Source organism: Kaistella carnis, assembly GCF_003860585.1.
Lineage (GTDB): Bacteria > Bacteroidota > Bacteroidia > Flavobacteriales > Weeksellaceae > Kaistella > Kaistella carnis.
Genome location: NZ_CP034159.1, coordinates 1,175,929 through 1,196,452, shown reverse-complemented (window position 1 = coordinate 1,196,452; position 20,524 = coordinate 1,175,929). Strand labels below are relative to the sequence as shown.

The 20,524-nt window shown below is 35.9% G+C and carries 21 protein-coding genes; 12 read left to right on the top strand and 9 right to left on the bottom strand.

The window, feature by feature from the left end; translation table 11 throughout:
* The first annotated feature begins 8 nt into the window (after window positions 1-8).
* Together EIB73_RS05375 and EIB73_RS05370 are read left to right on the top strand one after the other, a co-directional pair.
* Window positions 9-1,052: a DUF2931 family protein gene (locus tag EIB73_RS05375; RefSeq protein ID WP_125023373.1), complete on the top strand. Its 1,044-nt coding sequence runs from the start codon at window positions 9-11 to the stop codon at window positions 1,050-1,052.
* Between the two features lie 37 nt (window positions 1,053-1,089).
* Window positions 1,090-2,106: a DUF2931 family protein gene (locus EIB73_RS05370; protein WP_228411283.1), complete on the top strand. Its 1,017-nt coding sequence runs from the start codon at window positions 1,090-1,092 to the stop codon at window positions 2,104-2,106.
* Between the two features lie 447 nt (window positions 2,107-2,553).
* On the opposite strand, the gene EIB73_RS05365 is transcribed toward EIB73_RS05370, so the two are convergent.
* The 3 genes from EIB73_RS05365 to EIB73_RS05355 are packed head-to-tail and all read right to left on the bottom strand — an operon-like array spanning window position 2,554 to window position 4,720.
* Complete coding sequence (locus tag EIB73_RS05365) at window positions 2,554-3,198, bottom strand: MgtC/SapB family protein (RefSeq protein ID WP_125023369.1); 645 nt, start codon at window positions 3,196-3,198, stop codon at window positions 2,554-2,556.
* Window positions 3,199-3,222: 24 nt separating this feature from the next.
* Window positions 3,223-3,807: a DUF3109 family protein gene (locus EIB73_RS05360; RefSeq protein ID WP_125023367.1), complete on the bottom strand. Its 585-nt coding sequence runs from the start codon at window positions 3,805-3,807 to the stop codon at window positions 3,223-3,225.
* A gap of 7 nt (window positions 3,808-3,814) precedes the next feature.
* Window positions 3,815-4,720, bottom strand: a complete 906-nt coding sequence (locus EIB73_RS05355) for a DUF6427 family protein (protein ID WP_125023365.1) — start codon at window positions 4,718-4,720, stop codon at window positions 3,815-3,817.
* A 41-nt stretch (window positions 4,721-4,761) separates the two neighbouring features.
* Between EIB73_RS05355 and EIB73_RS05350 the strand changes: the two genes are divergently transcribed.
* Entirely contained in the window at window positions 4,762-4,998 is a 237-nt protein-coding gene (locus EIB73_RS05350) for a hypothetical protein (protein WP_125023363.1), read from the top strand.
* 74 nt (window positions 4,999-5,072) lie between these two features.
* Here the strand turns inward: EIB73_RS05350 and EIB73_RS05345 are convergent, their stop codons facing one another.
* The 5 genes from EIB73_RS05345 to EIB73_RS05325 all read right to left on the bottom strand — a co-directional run bounded on the left by EIB73_RS05345 (window position 5,073) and on the right by EIB73_RS05325 (window position 8,228).
* Window positions 5,073-5,507, bottom strand: a complete 435-nt coding sequence (locus EIB73_RS05345) for a universal stress protein (RefSeq protein ID WP_125023361.1) — start codon at window positions 5,505-5,507, stop codon at window positions 5,073-5,075.
* Window positions 5,508-5,565: 58 nt separating this feature from the next.
* The gene (locus EIB73_RS05340) at window positions 5,566-6,174 is read right to left on the bottom strand and encodes a fumarylacetoacetate hydrolase family protein (RefSeq protein ID WP_125023359.1); all 609 of its coding nucleotides are present in this window, start codon (window positions 6,172-6,174) and stop codon (window positions 5,566-5,568) included.
* Between the two features lie 51 nt (window positions 6,175-6,225).
* Window positions 6,226-6,648 carry a putative signal transducing protein gene (locus EIB73_RS05335; RefSeq protein WP_125023357.1) on the bottom strand — a complete coding sequence of 141 codons (423 nt, stop codon included), beginning with the start codon at window positions 6,646-6,648 and terminating at the stop codon, window positions 6,226-6,228.
* Between the two features lie 34 nt (window positions 6,649-6,682).
* Window positions 6,683-7,447 (bottom strand): 3'-5' exonuclease, encoded by a 765-nt coding sequence (locus tag EIB73_RS05330; protein WP_125023355.1) that lies wholly within the window; start codon window positions 7,445-7,447, stop codon window positions 6,683-6,685.
* Window positions 7,448-7,511: 64 nt separating this feature from the next.
* Window positions 7,512-8,228 (bottom strand): CDP-alcohol phosphatidyltransferase family protein, encoded by a 717-nt coding sequence (locus EIB73_RS05325; RefSeq protein WP_125023352.1) that lies wholly within the window; start codon window positions 8,226-8,228, stop codon window positions 7,512-7,514.
* A gap of 115 nt (window positions 8,229-8,343) precedes the next feature.
* Between EIB73_RS05325 and EIB73_RS05320 the strand changes: the two genes are divergently transcribed.
* The 9 genes from EIB73_RS05320 to EIB73_RS05280 all read left to right on the top strand — a co-directional run bounded on the left by EIB73_RS05320 (window position 8,344) and on the right by EIB73_RS05280 (window position 19,389).
* Complete coding sequence (locus tag EIB73_RS05320) at window positions 8,344-10,266, top strand: LTA synthase family protein (protein ID WP_125023350.1); 1,923 nt, start codon at window positions 8,344-8,346, stop codon at window positions 10,264-10,266.
* Window positions 10,267-10,405: 139 nt separating this feature from the next.
* Window positions 10,406-10,825: a DUF2147 domain-containing protein gene (locus tag EIB73_RS05315; protein ID WP_125023348.1), complete on the top strand. Its 420-nt coding sequence runs from the start codon at window positions 10,406-10,408 to the stop codon at window positions 10,823-10,825.
* Between the two features lie 115 nt (window positions 10,826-10,940).
* On the top strand, window positions 10,941-11,924 hold the full coding sequence (locus EIB73_RS05310) for a pyruvate dehydrogenase complex E1 component subunit beta (RefSeq protein WP_125023346.1): 984 nt from the start codon (window positions 10,941-10,943) through the stop codon (window positions 11,922-11,924).
* Between the two features lie 96 nt (window positions 11,925-12,020).
* On the top strand, window positions 12,021-14,006 hold the full coding sequence (locus EIB73_RS05305; RefSeq protein ID WP_125023344.1) for a KUP/HAK/KT family potassium transporter: 1,986 nt from the start codon (window positions 12,021-12,023) through the stop codon (window positions 14,004-14,006).
* Window positions 14,007-14,082: 76 nt separating this feature from the next.
* Complete coding sequence (locus tag EIB73_RS05300) at window positions 14,083-14,556, top strand: Fur family transcriptional regulator (protein WP_125023343.1); 474 nt, start codon at window positions 14,083-14,085, stop codon at window positions 14,554-14,556.
* Window positions 14,556-16,289 carry an OstA-like protein gene (locus tag EIB73_RS05295; RefSeq protein ID WP_125023341.1) on the top strand — a complete coding sequence of 578 codons (1,734 nt, stop codon included), beginning with the start codon at window positions 14,556-14,558 and terminating at the stop codon, window positions 16,287-16,289. The genes EIB73_RS05300 and EIB73_RS05295 overlap by 1 nt, the downstream gene beginning before the upstream one ends.
* A 162-nt stretch (window positions 16,290-16,451) precedes the next feature.
* Window positions 16,452-17,186, top strand: a complete 735-nt coding sequence (locus EIB73_RS05290; RefSeq protein WP_125023338.1) for a hypothetical protein — start codon at window positions 16,452-16,454, stop codon at window positions 17,184-17,186.
* Between the two features lie 337 nt (window positions 17,187-17,523).
* Window positions 17,524-18,108: an ATP-binding cassette domain-containing protein gene (locus EIB73_RS05285; RefSeq protein WP_125023336.1), complete on the top strand. Its 585-nt coding sequence runs from the start codon at window positions 17,524-17,526 to the stop codon at window positions 18,106-18,108.
* Window positions 18,109-18,213: 105 nt separating this feature from the next.
* On the top strand, window positions 18,214-19,389 hold the full coding sequence (locus EIB73_RS05280) for an aspartate aminotransferase family protein (RefSeq protein ID WP_125023334.1): 1,176 nt from the start codon (window positions 18,214-18,216) through the stop codon (window positions 19,387-19,389).
* 85 nt (window positions 19,390-19,474) lie between these two features.
* Here the strand turns inward: EIB73_RS05280 and EIB73_RS05275 are convergent, their stop codons facing one another.
* The gene (locus EIB73_RS05275; protein ID WP_125023332.1) at window positions 19,475-20,125 is read right to left on the bottom strand and encodes a hypothetical protein; all 651 of its coding nucleotides are present in this window, start codon (window positions 20,123-20,125) and stop codon (window positions 19,475-19,477) included.
* Between the last annotated feature and the right edge of the window lie 399 nt (window positions 20,126-20,524).

The window sequence follows — 20,524 nt, the reverse complement described above, 5'->3', positions numbered from 1 at the left end:
TTTAAAGAATGAATAAAATTCTATTACCATTTTTAATGTCACTATTTCTCCTGTCTTGTCAGGAGAAAGGAAAAATTGGACAAGAGAACTTCCCATATTCCGTAACAACATCTGCACCGTCGGGTTATCCAATAGAGGTTCATTTGGGATTTTTTACAGATGATAGAAACCAACTAATTTGTGGAGTTTCTAAAACTGGAATAGAAAGAAGTGGTTGGCAGTGGGATGGAGATGAAGGAGGACAAGGCGGTTCTGTAATCCCAGCTCATATAGATCTTACGTATGTGGCTTATGCAGAGAAGAAATTTTATCATTTAGATGCAGACTTGCCCAAAGAAAAGATTTTAGAAGTGTTTAGAAAAGGGTACCTCACACAAAGTAATGAAATAGGTGAAGATGGAAAAAAAATTATGGTTCCTGCGCATTATGATATATTAACTGTAGGTATGGCACCAGGTGGTATGGTGGTTATCTGGCTTTCCGGCAACAAATCCCGCGTAGAAATTTGTCGCTTGCAGGCCAAAGAAACTTTTGTGGATAAAGATAAATTTAGACCAATTCCAAAATCCGGCGAAACTCAAGAACAATTTTTTGACACAAAATTTAAGATAGCGGTTCCGGATAGCATTCAGGCAGAAATAGAGAAAAATGGAATACCATTTAAACTGTGGGATGATTATCGGATTCGATATAAGTACCGTTTTGTAGTAAATCCTTATGATGATAAAGATAAGGTAACTGGTGTACACAATCTGCAGTATAGCGGCGAAGAAGATTTTATCACAAAGCAAAGCGATGCAGAAAAATACCGGGAACAAGGGATCCCTTATAATGTGACTGTAGAATTCACAAAATATTTTGTAAACATTATTTTTGATGATCGGGAGACGATTTCAGTATTTGAAGAACTTCAAGAAAAACATCCTGGTAAGCCGATTGATATCGTTTTAACGCCTACCTTTATGTATGAGGATATCAAAGTTTCTGTAAAATGCGAGCAGGAAGAAATTAAATTACAGAAATATAAGATGGATGGTGTTTATGGAGGTTAGAATTTAAAGAATGAATAAAATTCTATTACCATTTTTAATGTCACTATTTCTCCTGTCTTGTCAGGAGAAAGGAAAAATTGGACAAGAGAACTTCCCATATTCCGTAACCGCCACATCCCCAACAGAATATCCTACAGAAGTACATCTAGGGTTTTTTACCGATGCTAAAAATCAACTGATATGTGGTGTACCTAAAACTGGAATGTTGCAGGCGGGTTGGCAAGGAGATGGTGCTAAAGGAGGACAAGGCGGTTCTGTAATCCCAGCGCATATAGATCTTACGTATGTGGCTTATGCAGAGAAGAAATTTTATCATTTAGATGCAGACTTGCCCAAAGAAAAGATTTTAGAAGTGTTTAGAAAAGGGTACCTCACACAAAGTAATGAAATAGGTGAAGATGGAAAAAAAATTATGGTTCCTGCGCATTATGATATATTAACTGTAGGTATGGCACCAGGTGGTATGGTGGTTATCTGGCTTTCCGGCAACAAATCCCGCGTAGAAATTTGCAGGCTGCAGGCCAAAGAAACTTTTGTGGATAAAGATAAATTTAGACCAATTCCAAAATCCGGCGAAACTCAAGAACAATTTTTTGACACAAAATTTAAGATAGCGGTTCCGGATAGCATTCAGGCAGAAATAGAGAAAAATGGAATACCATTTAAACTGTGGGATGATTATCGGATTCGATATAAGTACCGTTTTGTAGTAAATCCTTATGATGATAAAGATAAGGTAACTGGTGTACACAATCTGCAGTATAGCGGCGAAGAAGATTTTATCACAAAGCAAAGCGATGCAGAAAAATACCGGGAACAAGGGATCCCTTATAATGTGACTGTAGAATTCACAAAATATTTTGTAAACATTATTTTTGATGATCGGGAGACGATTTCAGTATTTGAAGAACTTCAAGAAAAACATCCTGGTAAGCCGATTGATATCGTTTTAACGCCTACCTTTATGTATAAGGATATCAAAGTTTCTGTAAAATGCGAGCAGGAAGAAATTAAATTACAGAAATATAAGATGGATGGTGTTTATGGAGGTTAGAATTTAAAGAATGAATAAAATTCTATTACCATTTTTAGTGTCACTATTTTTCCTGTCTTGTCAGGAGAAAGGAAAAATTGGAAAAGTAAACTTCCCCTAACAAGTTACCGTTACCGCATCAGAAAGCTATCCCGTTGAGATTCATCATGGCTATTTCAGCAATGAAAAAAAAGAACTCATTTGTGGACTGCCAAAGGCAGAGAGAACTATACGCAGTGGGCAAGTAACCGGTTCTTATGGATTAAAAGAAAGCAGCACCACTAATAGTGATATTACACTCAATTACTTAGCGTATTTAGTAAAATAGTTTTATATCGTATATGCTTAAAAGAAACCAAAATCTCTCACGATGAGTTTTTGGAAGAATTGAAAAAGTAATTTTTTCTTTTACATATAAAATCCGTCTCGTTCATTCGAGACGGATTTTTTTTAAAGATAAACTTCTATTTAATAGCTGAAAGATTCTACATTTTCATTTTCGATGAGGTAGATTTCCAGTTCATCGATCTGTTTATTGGTAATATGAAGATCCATGGTTACAACAATGAAGTCTTCTTTTTTCTCCATGGCAATTTGGTAGGCAACTTTCGAGATTTTTTTTATTTCCCTTACGATTACTTTCTTTTGAACGAACTGCGCACTGGGAATTTTAAACTTTAATATTCTGTTATGATGATACGACAGAAAATGCTTCGATAAAACTTTAGAAACATACATCACCACGAGGGCTACAAGAAGAAAGACAAAAGCAATATAAATTTCACCAAAGCCGATCGACATTCCGATAGCGGCTGCGATCCAGATGATGCCGGCTGTGGTTAAGCCGTAAACATTAAAACCTTCTTTAAAAATAACACCTGCGCCCAGGAATCCGATTCCGCTCACAATGTATGAAGCGATCCTGGTTGGATCGCCATTTCCTGCTAATTTATAGGAAAGGATAGAAAATAGAGTAGAACCCAGGCAAATGATGGTAATTGTTTTTAAACCCGCAGATTTATCCTTCATTTCACGTTCAAATCCCAGAATCAATCCGGCAATCAATGAAATGACGGCTTTATAGATATCTAAAATTTCAAAATGTTCAGACATTTTAGCTTAAAGTTAAAAATTATTTTAAGAACCGTATTCTTTTTTCCACTCATCTGCAGCATCGCAAAGTGTCTGGTAAAATTCTTCTCCATATTTTCTGATTAAAGGAATTTTTACAAATTTGTAGATCGGAACCTGTAATTCCCGGCCCAGAGTACAGGCATCGCTGCATATGTCCCACTTGTGGTAGTTGAGTGCCGTAAACGTTCTGTATTCATCTACACGAATAGGATAAAGGTGACATGAAATGGGTTTCTGCCAATCTACAGCGCCATCTTCGTAGGCTTTTTCAATTCCGCACTTTGTAATTCCTTTTTCATCAAAAATTACATAGGCACATTCTTTATCTTCTACCATTGGCGTTACGAAATCGTTGTCGCGCGGATCAATTTCCCATTTCCCCTGTTTCTCGATTGCTGCAATTCCTTCCGGACGGAGATAAGGTTTTACTTGTTCGTAAATACGGTCCAGTATTTCGGTTTCACTTTTGTCCAGTGGTGCTCCCACATCGCCTTCTACACAACATGCGCCTTTGCATTTGCTGAGGTTACATACAAATTCTTCAGAAAAAATATCTTCAGAAATTAATTTATCGTCAATTTGAATCATGATCTTTTTAGTAAAAATTAAAATAAGTCGAAAGTTTAAAAATGATAAGACACGCAATAATCACCCACAAACCCACTTCCTGCATCCAGTATTTTTTAGAAAATCGCAGCATCCGGCTTAGAATGATGGAGGCCGGTAAAGCGAGCAAAAGTAAATATTCGTACGTTTTTCCCATATAAAGAATAATCGTAATTAATTGGGCCAGAGAAAATACGAGTAAAAAAGTATATTTAAATCTGCTGGTGGGGCTTTTTCTGTTAAAGTTTCTGAAATGATCCATCACTGCGTGAATCAATAACAAGAGAATTGGAGTCAGCCAGTAAAGATTGTCAAATTTCGTCATTAATTTTAACCCTTTAAATGGAAAATAGGCAGGATTAAATGAATTTAAATTAAAGAAATAGGCAATCCCCAGATAAGATAAAATAACGAGGGTAATTCCGAATAATAATCTGAACATGTGCAAACCGATTCGGTCTGAGGTTCCAATAATATGGAAAATCACAAAAATCGTCATGGGCCAAGTGGTCGGCAGAAAAATAAAATTGAAGGCCAAAATAGCTCCCACTAAAATATAAGAGTAGTTACGCACCGAAACATCATCATTGGTTAAAAGTAAAATGATAATGGAGTTGGTGAAAAGCGCCACTGCGATGCCGATATCCAGATCACCCGGATATAATGCGAAAACAAACACCGTGTACAAAAACAAAGGTAAATGGGTCTGATAATTCAATGCAATGGCATTAAAACAAAAGTATCCTAAAGCAACACCGCCAAAAGTTACGGCGGCTGAAATAAGTTCTAAAGTGTTGAAATCTAAAAAGTTAAAACTAATGACGATCAAGAGAAGAACCCCGATATAAACCGGAACTGAAAAAATATTGCTTTCTTTTGAAAGTAATCGAAACATTTTTTATAAATTTGTGCAAAGTTAATTTAAAAAAGAAAATAATGACATCAATATTTCTACTAATCAGCAGGTTTTTCAAATGGTCTTTCGGCTTTTTTGATTTCGCATCTAATTTTGTGAACTGGGTTCTCTTCTTTGTTGCAACAGCGTTGTTTTGTTACTGGTGTTATGTTTTACTTAAAGTTTTGGGAGGTGATGAAGACAAGGAGTATTTTTCTCCTACAGAAGGTCATCATCCTTACTACGACCCTAGAATTTACAACAAAGAAAGTAAATAATTGATATCCCTTTTTACTATAAAAATCCCGAAATTATTTCAATTTCGGGATTTCTTATATCATGTTAGGATTTATTAATGAATCGGAATAACCAAAACAGGAATTGGCGATCTGCGGGTAAGCTCTTTTGTTAAACTGCCCACGAATACATCATACATATTGCTGCGTCCGTGAGAACCCATCACCATATAACTGGCTTTTTTTTCTTTGGCGTATTCTAAAATAATATCACCGGCAACGCCTTGTTTCAGCAGATGCTCACAATCGACGCCTTGTGCAATAATTCGTTGCTCCAAATTGTTGAGCTGCATGAGTTCCTGCTTAATTTCGTTCTGTTCAACTTCAGGAAAATACTGAAATCCCATGTCCCCAATTGCAAAACCAATATCGGAAGGTGCCACGTGAATCAAGCATATTTTTCCCTTCGTTTCCTTTGCAAATTTCAGTGCGCCTTCTACTAATTTATCAGTGGCTTCTGAAAAATCTACAGGTAAAATAATATTTATCATGATTTTAAATTTTGTTCCTTAAAGTTACAAATATTAACCGAGACCGTCAAGTCAGAACCTACTGAATTCGCAAATCAAATACTTTTTCATCTTCCAGGAATGCTTGGAGCATATCGTTCTCTGAAACCTTTCCCACGCCTTTTGGCGTACCCGTGAAAATTAAATCGCCCACTCGCAATGTAAAGTATTGGGAGACAAAGGCAATGATCTTTTCCGGGGAGAAAATCATCATCGACGTAGTTCCATTCTGCACTTCTTCCTTATTTTTTCTTAAAGAGAAGTTCAGATTTTTCATATTGAAATTTTCTTTTTTATAAAATTCTGAAAGCACCGCACTTCCATCAAAGCCTTTTGCCAATTCCCACGGAAGTCCTTTTTCTTTTAATTTACTTTGCAGATCTCTGGCTGTAAAATCAATACCTAAACCGATTTCATCATAATATTTATCAGCATTCTCATCCTGTATATATTTTCCACCTTTTGATATTTTCAGCACAACTTCCAGTTCATAATGCACGTCGTCTGAAAATTCCGGGATATAAAAATCACTGCCTTTCTTTAAAACCGCGGTATCAGGTTTCATGAAAATGACAGGACTTTCGGGAACTTCATTTCCTAATTCCTGTGCATGTTCTGCGTAATTTCGGCCGATGCAAATTATTTTCATTCTATAAATGGTTTTAGTTAACTTTTAGATGATGTTTTTTTAAAACTCTTGCTATATTTTAAATTCGTTATTGCAATAATAACAATGATAAATAGGGCTTGGTGATTTTATAGGAAAACCGAAAAAGAGAAGAGAAACGCCAAATAATCCTCCGGGATTTTCATCTCTATAAAGATGATTGGAACCGCATTTCGGGCAGGTGAAATTAAATTCAGGGTTAGAAATCGTATGCTCGACCTCTAACTCCATATGTTCATTTTCTAAAAAGTTCTTTAAAATCTCTTCTGCTTTTTCTTTTTCATCCTCAAAAACCTGGAGCTGTATTCCTCCCAAGGCTTGGGACAAAAGCCAGTCTGACTGTATGGTCTGTTCATTGGCGATAAAACTTTGTAACCCATTATTTGCGAGAATCTGCTTGTCGCGATTGGCTTCAAGGCTGTTATTGTAATATTTAAATTTTACCAGAGACGCCATAAGATCAGATTTATTTAATGGTAGGAAGTGTTCTTTAGAACTTGCTTCTTAATTGAATAGAAGTTAAAACTTTCTTCGTGTACAAAGGAAAATCGGCATTCTGAATCCAGCCGTAATATCCCAGATCTTTCTGAAAAACCTCTTTTACTCTTTGACCTTTATATTTACCGAAAGTGAAAACTTCTTTATTTTCTTTGTCAAAAGCGATGAAACCTGCTAAATCTGCAAATTTATGATGAGAAGATATTTCGCTTAAACCGGCGATATCGTTTGGTAAATCCGGATAGTGGCCCACCTGCGCATCTAAAACTTCGAAAGTTGCCAAGACGTCCGCTTCTGCGGAATGCGCATTTTCAAGGTTCTTTCTACAGTAAAACTGATAAGCTGCCGTTAAATTACGCGGTTCCATTTTATGGAAAATGGTTTGCGCATCAACCAGTTTAAATTTACTCAGATCGAAATCCAGACCGGCTCTCAAAAGTTCTTCCGCTAAAAGAGGAACATCAAAACGGTTAGAATTAAAACCACCCAAATCGCAGCCCGAAATCATTTCCAGAACTTTGCCGGCAATTTCTTTAAATTTTGGCGAGTCTTTCACTTTTTCATCCGTAATTCCGTGGATGTCTGATGACTCTTTCGGAATCGGCATTTCAGGATTAACCAGCCAGGTTTTGCTCTCCCGCGAAGCATCAGGATTAACTTTTAAAATTGAAATTTCGACGATCCGATCTTTCGCCACCTGAACTCCGGTTGTTTCTAAATCAAAGATACATAGTGGTTTATGGAGTTTTAAATTCATTCTTTTTATTTTGTGGTGTAGGAGCAAGCCAAGACTTGTCCAAATCTATTAAGGTTTGAAAGTTTTATGCTTTCAATTGTTTTTGAAAAATTACGGAAATTAAGATATAATATAACATCGATAAAGGAATCCCGACCGTTTTAAAGAAGATCAGAATTAAAATCACGCCAATGGCTAAGGCCACTTTAGGATAATTATCCTCAATTTTCATGGACTTAAATTTCATTGAAATCATTTTTACAGGACTTACCAGAAGAAATGAAGAGATTAAAGTGATCAAAATTAAAAGCGCTGAATGATCAAAGAAAATTTTAAAAGCACCTGTTTCCATGAATGCATAGTATAATCCGAAGATTAAAATCGTATTGGAAGGTGTATTTAAACCTTTAAAATAATAAGTCTGCTCATCATCTAAATTAAAAATGGCCAGTCTTAAACATGAAAATAAAGTGATGAAAAGTCCGATATATTTAATTTCAAAAGGGAGATCGACTCCCAAAAACTGCGTGCTAAAAGGTTCCAAAGCTTTGTACATAACCACACCGGGAAGAAGTCCGAAACTGACCATATCGGCAAGAGAATCCAACTGAACACCGAGCTCAGAATTTGATTTCATCGCCCGCGCAATGAATCCATCGAAAAAATCCAGAATTAAGGAAAGAATGATGCAGATGGCGGTAATTTCGTAATTCCCTGTAATTAAATTGATTACCCCAATACTGCCGGAAAATAAATTGGCCAGCGTGAAAACATTTGCCAGATTGTTCTTGATAAAGTTCATAAACACAAAAGTAAGGTTTTTATTAAAATGATTCCCGATGTTTTACCAGCATTGTTTTCCAAATTTGGAAACACTAAATTAATGTAAATTTGCAGGATTATTTTGATAATATTCTATGAAAGAAATTAGATTTCACGAAATTTTGGCGCTGATTTACCGACTCGCATTGGCCTACTTTTTTTATCAGGTTGCGAGATTGCTATTTTGGTTCTTCAATAAAAATTTAATTCCGGTGGAGGGAATTGGGGAATATCTTAAACTTGCTTATCACGGGATTGCTTTTGATACTACGGCAATTTTGTATGTGAATTCACTTTTTATTTTGCTTAGTTTAATTCCTATCCTCATCAATACAAAGAAAGGATATCAGAAGTTTCTTTTTTATCTCTATTTCATTACGAATGGGATTGCGTACAGTATGAATTTCGGTGATTTTGTGTATTATAAATTCTCCCAGGCGCGCTTAACTACTGCGGTAATGAATGTTGCACAGCATGAAAATAATATTGGAAAAATATTTTTCACTTCAATTGCAGAGCATCCTTTTGTCGTAATTTGGTTTGTCGCATTGATTGCGTTGTGGATTTTCTTATATAAAAGAGTAAAAGTTCCTATTCAAAAACCTGTAAAATTAATTCCTTATTTTATTTTTTCTACTGTCACTTTATGCCTAACAGCCTTACTGGTTGTGGGCGGGATTCGGGGCGATTTTAAACATTCTACAAGGCCCATCAATTTGGTTGATGCTAACCGTTATGTGAAAAAACCTTCTCAGGGAAATCTGGTGTTGAACAGCGTTTTCTCCTTTTTCAGAACTTTGAATACCAATAATTTCCGCGAGGTGCATTTTGTAGATGAAAGTTTCATTACTGAAAATATTAAACCTTATAAACTATACCACCGGGATGGCGTAGATCCAAAACCCAATATCGTCATCTTCATCCTGGAAAGTTTTGGTAAAGAGTATTCGGGCGCCTTTAATAAAAATACAGATATTAAAGATTTTGTTTCCTACACGCCATTTTTTGACAGTTTAGCAACCCAGAGTTTAATTGCCACCAATGCTTTTGCCAACGGAAGACAGTCCATTCACGGAATGAGTTCTGTTCTCGCCGGAATTCCGAGTTTAAAAGATGCGTTTACGGGTTCCCCTTATTCAAATCAAAAGATTCAGTCTATTGTTTCTGTTTCTAATGATATGGGTTACGATACTTCTTTTTTTCATGGCGCACCCAATGGATCCATGGGATTTTTAGGCTTCGGAAATATTTTGGGTTTCAAACATTATTACGGAAAAAATGAATATAATAATGATGCAGATTTTGATGGAATTTGGGGAATTTGGGACGAACCGTTTTTTCAGTATTTCGCGAAAACTTTAAACACGAAGAAATCACCTTTTATGGCGACCTTATTTTCGGTCTCTTCGCATCATCCTTTTAAAGTTCCGGAAAAATATCGCGGAAAGTTTAAAAAAGGGCCTTTAGAAATTCATGAACCCATTGGATATACGGATTACGCGCTGAAGCAATTCTTCGAAACAGCCAAGAAAATGCCTTGGTATGAAAACACCATATTTGTGTTGGTTGCCGATCATACGAATCAGATCGGTTATCCTGAATATGAAAAAGCCATGAACCGTTTTGCCATTCCTATTTTATTTTATTCACCCAATCCCAAATTTAACTTAAAAGGGGAGGTTAATGAACCATCGCAACAAATGGATATATACCCAACTTTGGCTGATTTAATGGGATATAACAAAAAAATTCGGAGTTGGGGACGAAGCTTGGTTTCAGATAAAAAAGAGGATTATATTATTGTAAATTCAAGTGGAGTAGAACAGTTTATTATTGGGAATTATATCTACCTCTTTGATGGAAAAGATTTTACCGGAATTTACGACATCAAAGATCTTGGGTATGAAGACAATCTGCTCGGAAAAGTGAACACGCCCGAAATTAAAAACGGTGAATTAAAAAGTAAGGCGTGGTATCAGGATTATATGGATCGTGTCATTAACAGAAAACTGAATTAGGGAGAAATTATTAAACCAGCGTTTAATTATTTGAGATTTCGAAATCTGCATTAAAGTTATGATATGAATAATTTATTATTTGGCGTTTAACTTTTTTTAGTTACTTTTATCAAACCAATTGAAATTAAAATTTTAAAAAATGAAAAAAATAATTTTCTCTTTTGTTGCTTTATTATTCGCAACACTTTCTTATGCCCAAATCGAAGGTAAATGGAAAACCATCGATGATGAAACAGGACAAGCAAAATCCATCGTTGAAATTACCAAAAAACCAAACGGTCAATATTATGGTAAAGTCACTCAACTTTTGATCAAGCCTGCAAACGCAAATTGTACCGATTGTAAAGATGACAGAAAAAACAAACCCATTTTAGGAATGGAAGTCATTCGCGACATGAAAAAAGACGGTAACGAATTTACTGGCGGGACAATTACAGATCCTAAAACAGGAAAAACGTACAAATGTAATATTACCCGTTCTGGTGATAAATTGAATGTACGTGGTTACGTGGGCTTCTCTCTTATCGGTAGAACGCAGACTTGGCACGCTGTAAAATAATTTCAGCATCATAAATTAACAAAAGCATCTCTTTACGGGATGCTTTTTTAGTAGGCGAAATGTCAGAATTAGCGAAAAAATCTTTACTTTTGTACTTTAATTTTTTGAATTGATTATGAAGGAATATACTTTTAGAGAGGTAATTGCACAGGCAATGAGCGAAGAAATGCGCAAAGATGAATCCATTTATTTAATGGGGGAAGAAGTTGCAGAGTATAATGGTGCTTACAAAGCTTCAAAAGGAATGCTTGATGAATTCGGGCCCAAAAGAATCATCGATACGCCAATTGCAGAACTTGGCTTTACAGGTATTGCCGTAGGATCTGCAATGAACGGAAACAGACCGATTGTAGAATATATGACCTTCAATTTTGCTTTGGTAGGAATTGATCAGATTATTAATAACGCCGCGAAAATTCGACAAATGAGCGGTGGTCAGTGGAACTGTCCTATCGTATTCCGCGGTCCAACTGCGTCTGCAGGTCAGTTGGGAGCAACACACTCCCAAGCGCTGGAATCCTGGTTTGCAAACTGTCCCGGTTTAAAAGTGATCGTTCCTTCAAATCCATATGATGCAAAAGGTTTATTAAAGTCTGCAATTCAAGATAATGATCCCGTAATTTTTATGGAATCTGAGCAGATGTATGGTGATAAAATGGAAATTCCTGAAGAAGAATACTATATCCCAATTGGGAAAGCCGATATTAAGAAGGAAGGTTCAGATGTAACTTTGGTTTCCTTGGGTAAAATCATGAAGTTGGCGATGCAGGCCGCTGAAGATTTGGCAAAAGAAGGAATTTCTGTCGAAGTTATTGATTTAAGAACCGTAAGACCTCTGGATTATGACACCGTTTTGGCTTCGGTAAAGAAAACAAACCGTTTGGTGATTTTAGAAGAAGCTTGGCCTTTTGGTTCTGTAGCTTCAGAAATTACCTATATGGTACAGCAAAAAGCGTTTGATTTCTTAGATGCTCCAATTAAGAGAATCACCACACCGGACGCTCCGGCACCTTATTCAGCGCCACTTTTTGCAGAGTGGTTCCCGAAATTAGAAAAGGTAAAAGAAGAAATAAAGAAAGCTTTATACATCAAAGCATAATAGATAAAAACTCTCGAAAGAGAGTTTTTTCATTTATAAAAACAAATAAAAGAGAGGGTCATAATCATTTACCTTTGATGAAATTTTTTTAATTGTATGTCAGAAGTTGTTTCATCCCATTTTGATACCAAGAAGCTCACGGCTATGGGAGTTTTGGTTTCTCTCGGAATTGTTTTCGGAGATATCGGAACCTCACCTTTATATGTTATGAAAGCCATCGTGAATGCCCGAAAAGAAACGGGAAATTTACCTTTCACAGAATATATTGAAGGAGCACTGTCCTGTATCATCTGGACTCTTACGCTACAAACTACCGTGAAATACGTGGTCATCGCTTTAAGGGCAGATAATAAAGGGGAAGGTGGTATTTTATCATTATACTCTCTGGTCAAAAAGCTCAAAAAGAAGTGGCTCTACGTCATTGCCATTATTGGCGCCTCAACTTTGGTTGCAGACAGTATTATCACGCCATCGCTTACCGTAATGTCAGCGGTTGAAGGGCTTAAGATATTTTCTCCCCATACTCCCGTTGTAGGGATTACGTTGGTGATTCTGGCTATTGTTTTTTTGGTTCAACAATTTGGGACCGCCTCGATCGGAAAACTGTTTGGACCTGTAATGGTGTTGTGGTTTTTGGTTTTGGGTGGCTTTGGCTCTATTCATATTTTCGATCATCTTGAGATTCTAAATGCCTTTAATCCCTATTATGCCTACAATTTAATTACCCATTCGCCGAGCGCCATTGTTATTATGGGTGCAGTATTTCTCTGTACAACAGGTGCCGAGGCGCTTTACTCTGATTTGGGTCACTGTGGCAAAAAAAATATCCGCGTGAGCTGGGCTTTTGTAAAGTCGATGCTAATTTTAAATTATTTGGGTCAAGGTGCTTGGTTATTAGATAATCCTACGAGTGTAAGTGAAGGTATTAATCCAATTTTTGGGATTATGCCGGAATGGGCAATTTTACCCGGAGTTATATTAGCAACCGCAGCGGCAATTATTGCGAGTCAGTCTGTTATTACAGGTTCTTTTACAATGTTTTCAGAAGCCATGTCGGTTAACTTTTGGCCAAATCAACAAATTGATTATCCTTCCGGAGTAAAAGGCCAAATGTATATTCCAAGAATTAACTGGGGCTTGATGTTCCTGTGTTTCATCGTTGTGATCTATTTCCAAAAGTCAGAAGCCATGGAAGCGGCGTATGGATTAACGATTACGATTACCATGTTAATGACCACTATACTGTTGTTTTTCTGGCTCAGCCGAAATAAAGCAACCCGTGTTTTCGCGGTAGGTTTTATCGCAGTGTATTTGTGTATTGAATTAGGTTTCTTCTATGCTAATGTCATCAAGTTTTTTGATGGTGGTTGGTTAACAATGGTTTTAGGCGGATTTATCGCGGTCTGTATGTATGCATGGTACAACGGAAGACTCATCAAAGCAAAGTTTATCAAGTTTGTAAAGCTCAATAAGTATATCGCAGTCATTAAAGATTTAAAACTTGATGAAACCATTCCGAAATACGCGACCAATCTCGCGTTCCTAAGCCGGGCGAAAAATCACGATGAAGTTGAATCTAAGATTATCTATTCTATTATTCGCAAGCAACCGAAAAGAGCAGATCATTATTTTATTCTGAACATCACCAATCAGGAAGATCCATATACCTTCAAATATACCATTGATGAGATTATGCCGGGTACTATTTACCGCGTAAATTTCTTACTGGGCTTTAAAGTAGACCGTAGAATTAATGATTATTTTGATCAGGTTTTACAAGATATGATGGATGAAGGAACAATTCCGAGCCGAAGCAGTCATCCATCGCTTCGTGGTTACGATATACCGCCTGATTTAAAGTACGTGATTATTGACAATACTTATATCAACGATACTTTGCTGACGGTAAAAGAAAAAATTACCCTTAATATTTACAATTTCGTGAAATATATTGGCAGCGATGATTTCAAAGCTTGGGGAATATCTTCGCATAATGTAACTGTAGAATCTGCACCGCTCTTGGATCAGAAAGTCTTTACCAAGAAAATCAAACAGGTAGATTTCCGTCATTACGATTCTTAATTATGTTAATACTACGGTTTTTGTACGGCGTTTACGTTAATAAAAAATTCGATAAATTTGCATATAATTATTTTTAATGGACGCGAAACAGAAGGAATTGAATATTTCAACAATTAAGGAAGTTCTAAGACAATATCTTCAGGAGAAAGGTTTTAGAAATACGCCTGAACGGTATACTATTTTAGAGGAAATTTACAATATGGAACATCACTTTAATGTTGATGACCTGTATCTTTTGATGATGCAGAAAAAATACCATGTTTCCAAAGCAACCATTTATAATACCATTGAAATATTTTTAGATGCAGGTTTGATCAGAAAACATCAATTCGGAGAAAAAACCTTAACATCGTCCTCCTACGAAAAATCATATTTCGACAAACAACACGATCATTTGGTCATTTATAAGAAAGATTCCGACAAAGAAATTCAGGAAATCATAGAATTCTGCGATCCCCGAATTCAGGGAATTAAAGATTCTATAGAAGAGGCTTTTGGTGTAAATATTGATTCCCACTCTCTTTATTTTTACGGAACCAAAAAGGATTAATGAAAAAAATCTTCGTTTTATTTCTCTTCATCAGTGCAGCTGTTTTTGCACAGATTCCCACGCAACCACAAAATCCTGCGGTTAAAGATCCATTTTTCAATCAAACCAATCAATCTCAGCAGGAAAAAGTGAAATTAATCCATTCCGATGAATTTGGGATTGTTAAGGGAAAATATGATGACAATCCTTTTTTCCATGGAAATGTCCGGTTCTCGCACCAAGGATCAGTTCTTACTGCCGACGAGGTCATTTTTTACAGAGAGCAGAACTTTGTGAAAGCTATTGGGAATGTAAAACTTCAAAATGCCGATGGTTCGATCATAACCTCCGGAGAAATGGAGTACGACGGAAATACCCAAAAAGGAATTGCACGAAAAAATGTTTTGTTAACAGATCCGGGCCAAACCATTGAAACTGAAACTCTTTATTACGACCGGCTTTCCAACAAAGCCTATTTTAATACTGGTGGAACCATTAAAAAAGAGGGCAATGTCATGTTCACCAAATCGGCAACTTATGATTTAAACAGTAGAATTATTGATTTTGCAGGAAACGTAAAAATCGATAACCCCGAATATATCATAGAAGGAGTTAACATCGTTCAGAATCAAAATACCAATACGGCCACTTTTAACGGCGCCACCACCATTACGAATAAAAAAAATCCAGCCAATCTGATTTACACCGAAAAGGGAACCTATAATATGAATTCCAAGGAAGTGTATCTGAAGAAAAATTCCCGCATCAATTATAACGGAAAAATTCTGACCGGAGACGATATGTATTTTAACCAGATCACCGGCTTTGGTACCGCCAAAGGAAATGTAACCTTACGCGATCCTTTGGAAAAGCGATATATGAAAGGAGGTTACGGTGAGATCTATGAGAAGAAAGATTCCGCAATGATGACCGAGAAACCTTATGCAGTGAAGATTTTGGAAAAAGATTCTATGTACTTCTCTGCCGACAGAATTTTGGCCTATCAGAAGTTAGATACCGTAAATCCGCTGAAGAAAAAAAGCTTCCTCCGCGCTTACAAAAAAGCCAGGATGTATAAATCGAATATTCAGGTGAGAACAGATTCTTTAAGTTTCAATGAAACCGACGGAATTATGCACCTCGACGGTAAACCCATTGCCTGGAGCGGCGAAAAACAAATCACCGGCGACAAAATAGAAGCCTATTTCGATACCGAAAATGAGTTCATCGATTCACTTCGCGTCATTGGAAACGCTTTTGCCATAAGCAAGGCAGATTCGCTGAATATGAAAGACGAATTCAATCAGGTAAAAGGAAAGCTCATGACGGTTTACTACGAAAAAAACGATGTTAAACTTGCCAAAGTAATTGGGAATGGACAAGCCATCACCTACGCCGATGACCAGAATGAGAAAACAAAAGAAGTAGAACGTATTGGAGTTTCCCTTTCAACATGTGGTACTATAGAGGCTGAATTTGAAGACCGAAAGGTTCAGATCATTTCCTGTAATATCGGGGCGAATACCGATATTTATCCCATGAGTTTAATTTCTCGTGAGAAGCGGTTCTTCCCCGATTTCAACTGGAATACCAAAGATCGCCTCAGAACGTGGCGCGACATTTTTGTAGATTCTCCAAATTACGAAGAAATAAAATACGAATCCGACGATGCTCTCTACAATGCCGCTCAGAAAGCGATTGATGACGAACGGGCAAAAGAAGAAGCCAAAAAACCGAAGCGCGTTCGTAAATAATTTTTTTATTTTGGCGCCTTTTTCCGCCTTCCGTTCCCGCTTTTTTTCTTCCACTTTGTTCCAGAAAAAAGAGCTCCACTCAGGCTGGGGCGCAAATTGATTGCTCAAAAATAGAGTTTAGTTTAAATTTGTATTTTGCTGTACTATTAACGCACAATAAGCATGAAGTATATTTTACTATATATCAAAACCAGATTAAATGAAGGTGGCGAATTCAGAGCTAGCGAATTGGTTAATAATTGGTTAAAGAAAGTTTTGGATCGTAATTTTATTTGGTTCTATCTGGTTTCCATTTTTATCTACTTTTCAATTATTAGCTTTGTTTCTATTGGTTTTGGCGCTGAAAAGGGAATTGAGATTTTGCTTAATGATGAGCACTTTTTGATATTTAATTTTTACAATTATATCAGCGTTTTAATTTTAGGTTCTCTTTTTTTTAAATTGATGTCCAATGCCGCAATGAATCAAAACCAGACTTTTTTTTACATGATCAACTTGTATTTCCAGAATCCGACAAAACGATTATGGGAATTAAAGAAATTGATTTTTTTTAATGGCTATGGCTTTAGAATTTTAGTCAGTTCCCTCATTGCAATTCCCATCGTTATTCCTTTCTATTTTTCAGAGAATATTTACTTCAATATTTTTATTGCTTACATTGCTCTTATTCTATCAATAATTTTATTGAATTCAATTGAAACCTTGCTTTATTTGTTAGAACAAAACTTGAAAGTAAATGCATCTATTTTTACAATTGTTTTGTTTGTTTTGGGTTTTGTAGCCAATTCTTATTTCGATTCAATACGTGTAGTGAATATGACTGATTTTGGGATCGTTTTAAGTCTGCTATTATTTTCTTCGGTTGGAATTGATTATTTCATAAAATCTAAATTATGATGATCTTCAAATATTATCTCATTCTGTTTTTAAAAAGGTTTATATGGATTCATTATCTGACCTTAGTAAGTCTTTTTTTTGTGAACGAAGAAGTCAAAGGTTTTTTATTAATCATTCTTTTAGCTAATATTTTTATTCAGCAATTTAAATTATTTTCTGAGTTCAAAGACTTAGTCATTCTATGTAAATTGTATCAAAAACCAGTTTATTTTATCGCAATCTATAATTTAATTATAGCGAGTTTATTGCTATTTGTTTTTTCAGAAGTTGTTCCACCAGCTTTAACAGTTGGAGTCCTTTTACCAGGATTTACGTTTAACATTTTTAAAACTGTATTATGCTAATTGAAATTAAAAATCTTAACAAATCTTTTAAAAATAGAGTAGTTTTAGATAACGTAAATTTTGACATTCCAGAGAAAGGAATTATTCTGCTGAAAGGGAAAAATGGAACTGGGAAATCAACTTTATTAACAATCATTTCTAAATTTATTAAAAAGGATTCGGGTTTAATTACTTACAGCGATGATCGGTTTTTTGAAAAGTCTGGTTTTTTATTAGATGTCAATATCTTAATCGACGATCTTAGTTTTGAAGACAATATGCAATTGATTGGCAGTATATTAAAAATGGAAAAAGTTGAGGTTGAGAAGAAGATAGCTTTTTATCAAAACTTGTTTTCTCTACCTAGAAAAGAATTTTACAAGAACTATTCTCTAGGAATGAAAAGGAAAGCTGAACTAACACGAACGCTCATTAACAATCCACAGTACATTTTTTGGGACGAACCATTTAATTCTTTAGACCAAGAAAGTGTGAAAATTATTTTAGATCAGATCTTAGATAAAAATAAATTATATTTCATCATTACCCACGAAGATTATTTAGATGAAATCGCACACGAAATTTTAATTTTAGACTAAAATAAATCAAAATCTACATTAGAAATAATAGATATTCATTTTAGAACGAAGCAAAAATTTACCGAACTTTGTCAAAGTTTATATCTATGACAAAGTTTTTCTTTTATGCAACACGATTTTTTTAAATACCAAGCACAAACCACCCAATTCGCCGCAGGTTTCGAAGTAGAAAAAGCTGCAGGTTCTTATATCTATGGGAAAAATGGTCAGCGATATCTGGATTTTGTAGCCGGAGTTTCTGCCAATACTTTAGGGCATTCGCATCCGAAAATTGTAGACGCCATCAAAACGCAAGCAGAGAAATATTTGCACGTGATGGTTTACGGGGAATACGCACAGGAAATGCCAGTGAAATTATGCAAGCTTTTAGCTGATGCAACACCGGAACCTTTAGAAGTTACCTATCTTGTGAATTCAGGTGCAGAAGCGATTGATGGCGCTTTGAAATTAGCAAAACGGTATACAGGAAGAGAAGAAATCATTTCGATGACCAATTCTTACCACGGAAATACGCATGGCGCTTTGTCGGTTTCGGGCAACGAATACCACAAGCGGGAGTTTCGTCCACTCTTGCCAATGGTGAGTTTTATTGAATTTAATAATCAGTTTGATTTTTCTAAAATTACTGAAAAAACAGCCTGTGTTTTAGCTGAAACCATTCAGGGGGCAGCGGGATTTTTAGTTCCTGATTCCGACTATTATTATAATTTGAAGAAGCGTTGTGAAGAAGTTGGTGCTTTATTAATTCTGGATGAAATTCAACCCGGATTCGGACGAACAGGTAAACTGTTTGCCTTCGAACATTTCGGCATGGTTCCCGATATTCTGGTCATGGGAAAAGGCATGGGAGGCGGCGTTCCAGTAGGTGCTTTTATGAGTTCTAAAGAAATAATGCATTCGCTTTCCCATTCTCCGAAATTGGGACATATTACGACTTTTGGTGGAAACCCATTAATTGCTGCAGCTAGTTATGCCACTTTGCATGAAGTTCTGGAGAGCGGTTTGATGAATGAAATTCAGGAGAAAGAAAATTTGTTCCGACAATTATTAGTTCATCCTAAAATTAAAAAAGTAAACGGAAAAGGTTTAATGTTGGCGGTAAATCTTGGTTCACCCGATTTCACTTTACAAGTTGCAAAAAAGTGCATGGAAAAAGGGTTGGTGGTTTTCTGGCAACTGTACCGAAATGAATATTTACGTATTTCACCTCCGCTTACGATTTCATTGGAAGAGATCCGAGAAGGTTGTGGGATTATAATTGATGTTCTAAACGAGAATTAAAACACTTTTCAACAGAAAAACAAACCTCTTTTAAAAAGCTTTAAAAGAGGTTTGTTTTATTAATTAATTTTTAATTGATTAGAAGTTAATTCTTATTTAAACGAATTGTAGGTCTTGGCAAAGCGATAAAATCAGCCATATATTTGGGTCTGTTGTCGCGAATGTTGGGACCAAACTGTGCTATTTCCCCACCGTATCCTCTCTTACTTAAGGAGAAAAGAGAAATTCCTTTTTGGCCGGAAGCATCTTCAAAGTTGGCGTAACGGTAAACATTCCATTCTAAAATGGTGCTTTCTCCCGAACCTTCGCTCATCATAAAGTCTAAAATTAATTCTTTGGTTTCTTTATCTTCTTTTAAGGCATAATTTGAAACGCGGTCTGTGGCTTTTCGTGCTTCTATTTCCTGAATTTTTTGATCAACGGCATCTTTGGCTGTTAACGGACCGGTAACCAATTCTACGGAAATCATTTCCTTGTATGTTTCAAGCTCGTTGTTTTGTGGAATATATTCCTGCTTATAATAATTCGCGCTGGGATGAGAACTCCAGGATAATGTAAAATCAGTTCCATTCAGTTTGATCTGCGTTGGTGTATTTAAATAATTTTCGACCGCAGCGACTTCATTAGTTTCGGTGTTTTGTATATTTTCTTTGGAAGATTCTTTAACATCAGCTTTTGAATCATTGCATGAACCTAAGATTATCAGTGTAAAAATGGACAAAATTGCTTTGTTCATAGTTAAATATTTAGAATTTCGTGTTATTGTGTTGCTGCATTTTTAGATCAGTTCTTTCTTATCAAACTTTTTTCGAGAGCAGCTTAAGAAAACTTGTATGTCCATCATGTGAATTTTAGATTCTAATTCCGTATTAAAATAGAAAACAAGGTCATTTTCTTTAAAAGGTAAATCGTGCCGAAGATTTCACTATTTAATTTTGAATAGAGGATGAACTTTCGTCCAGATTTAATTTAAAATTTTCTGATTATGATCAAATATACAACTTCCCACAATAGATAATACATAAACAAAATTTAATATTAAAAATCTGCAGATTCTACTTGCGCCTAAAAGTGGTGACAGAAATAAGGGGTCGTCATTTAGCCCCGATGGAAGCGGCATCCCGCGATGATATTT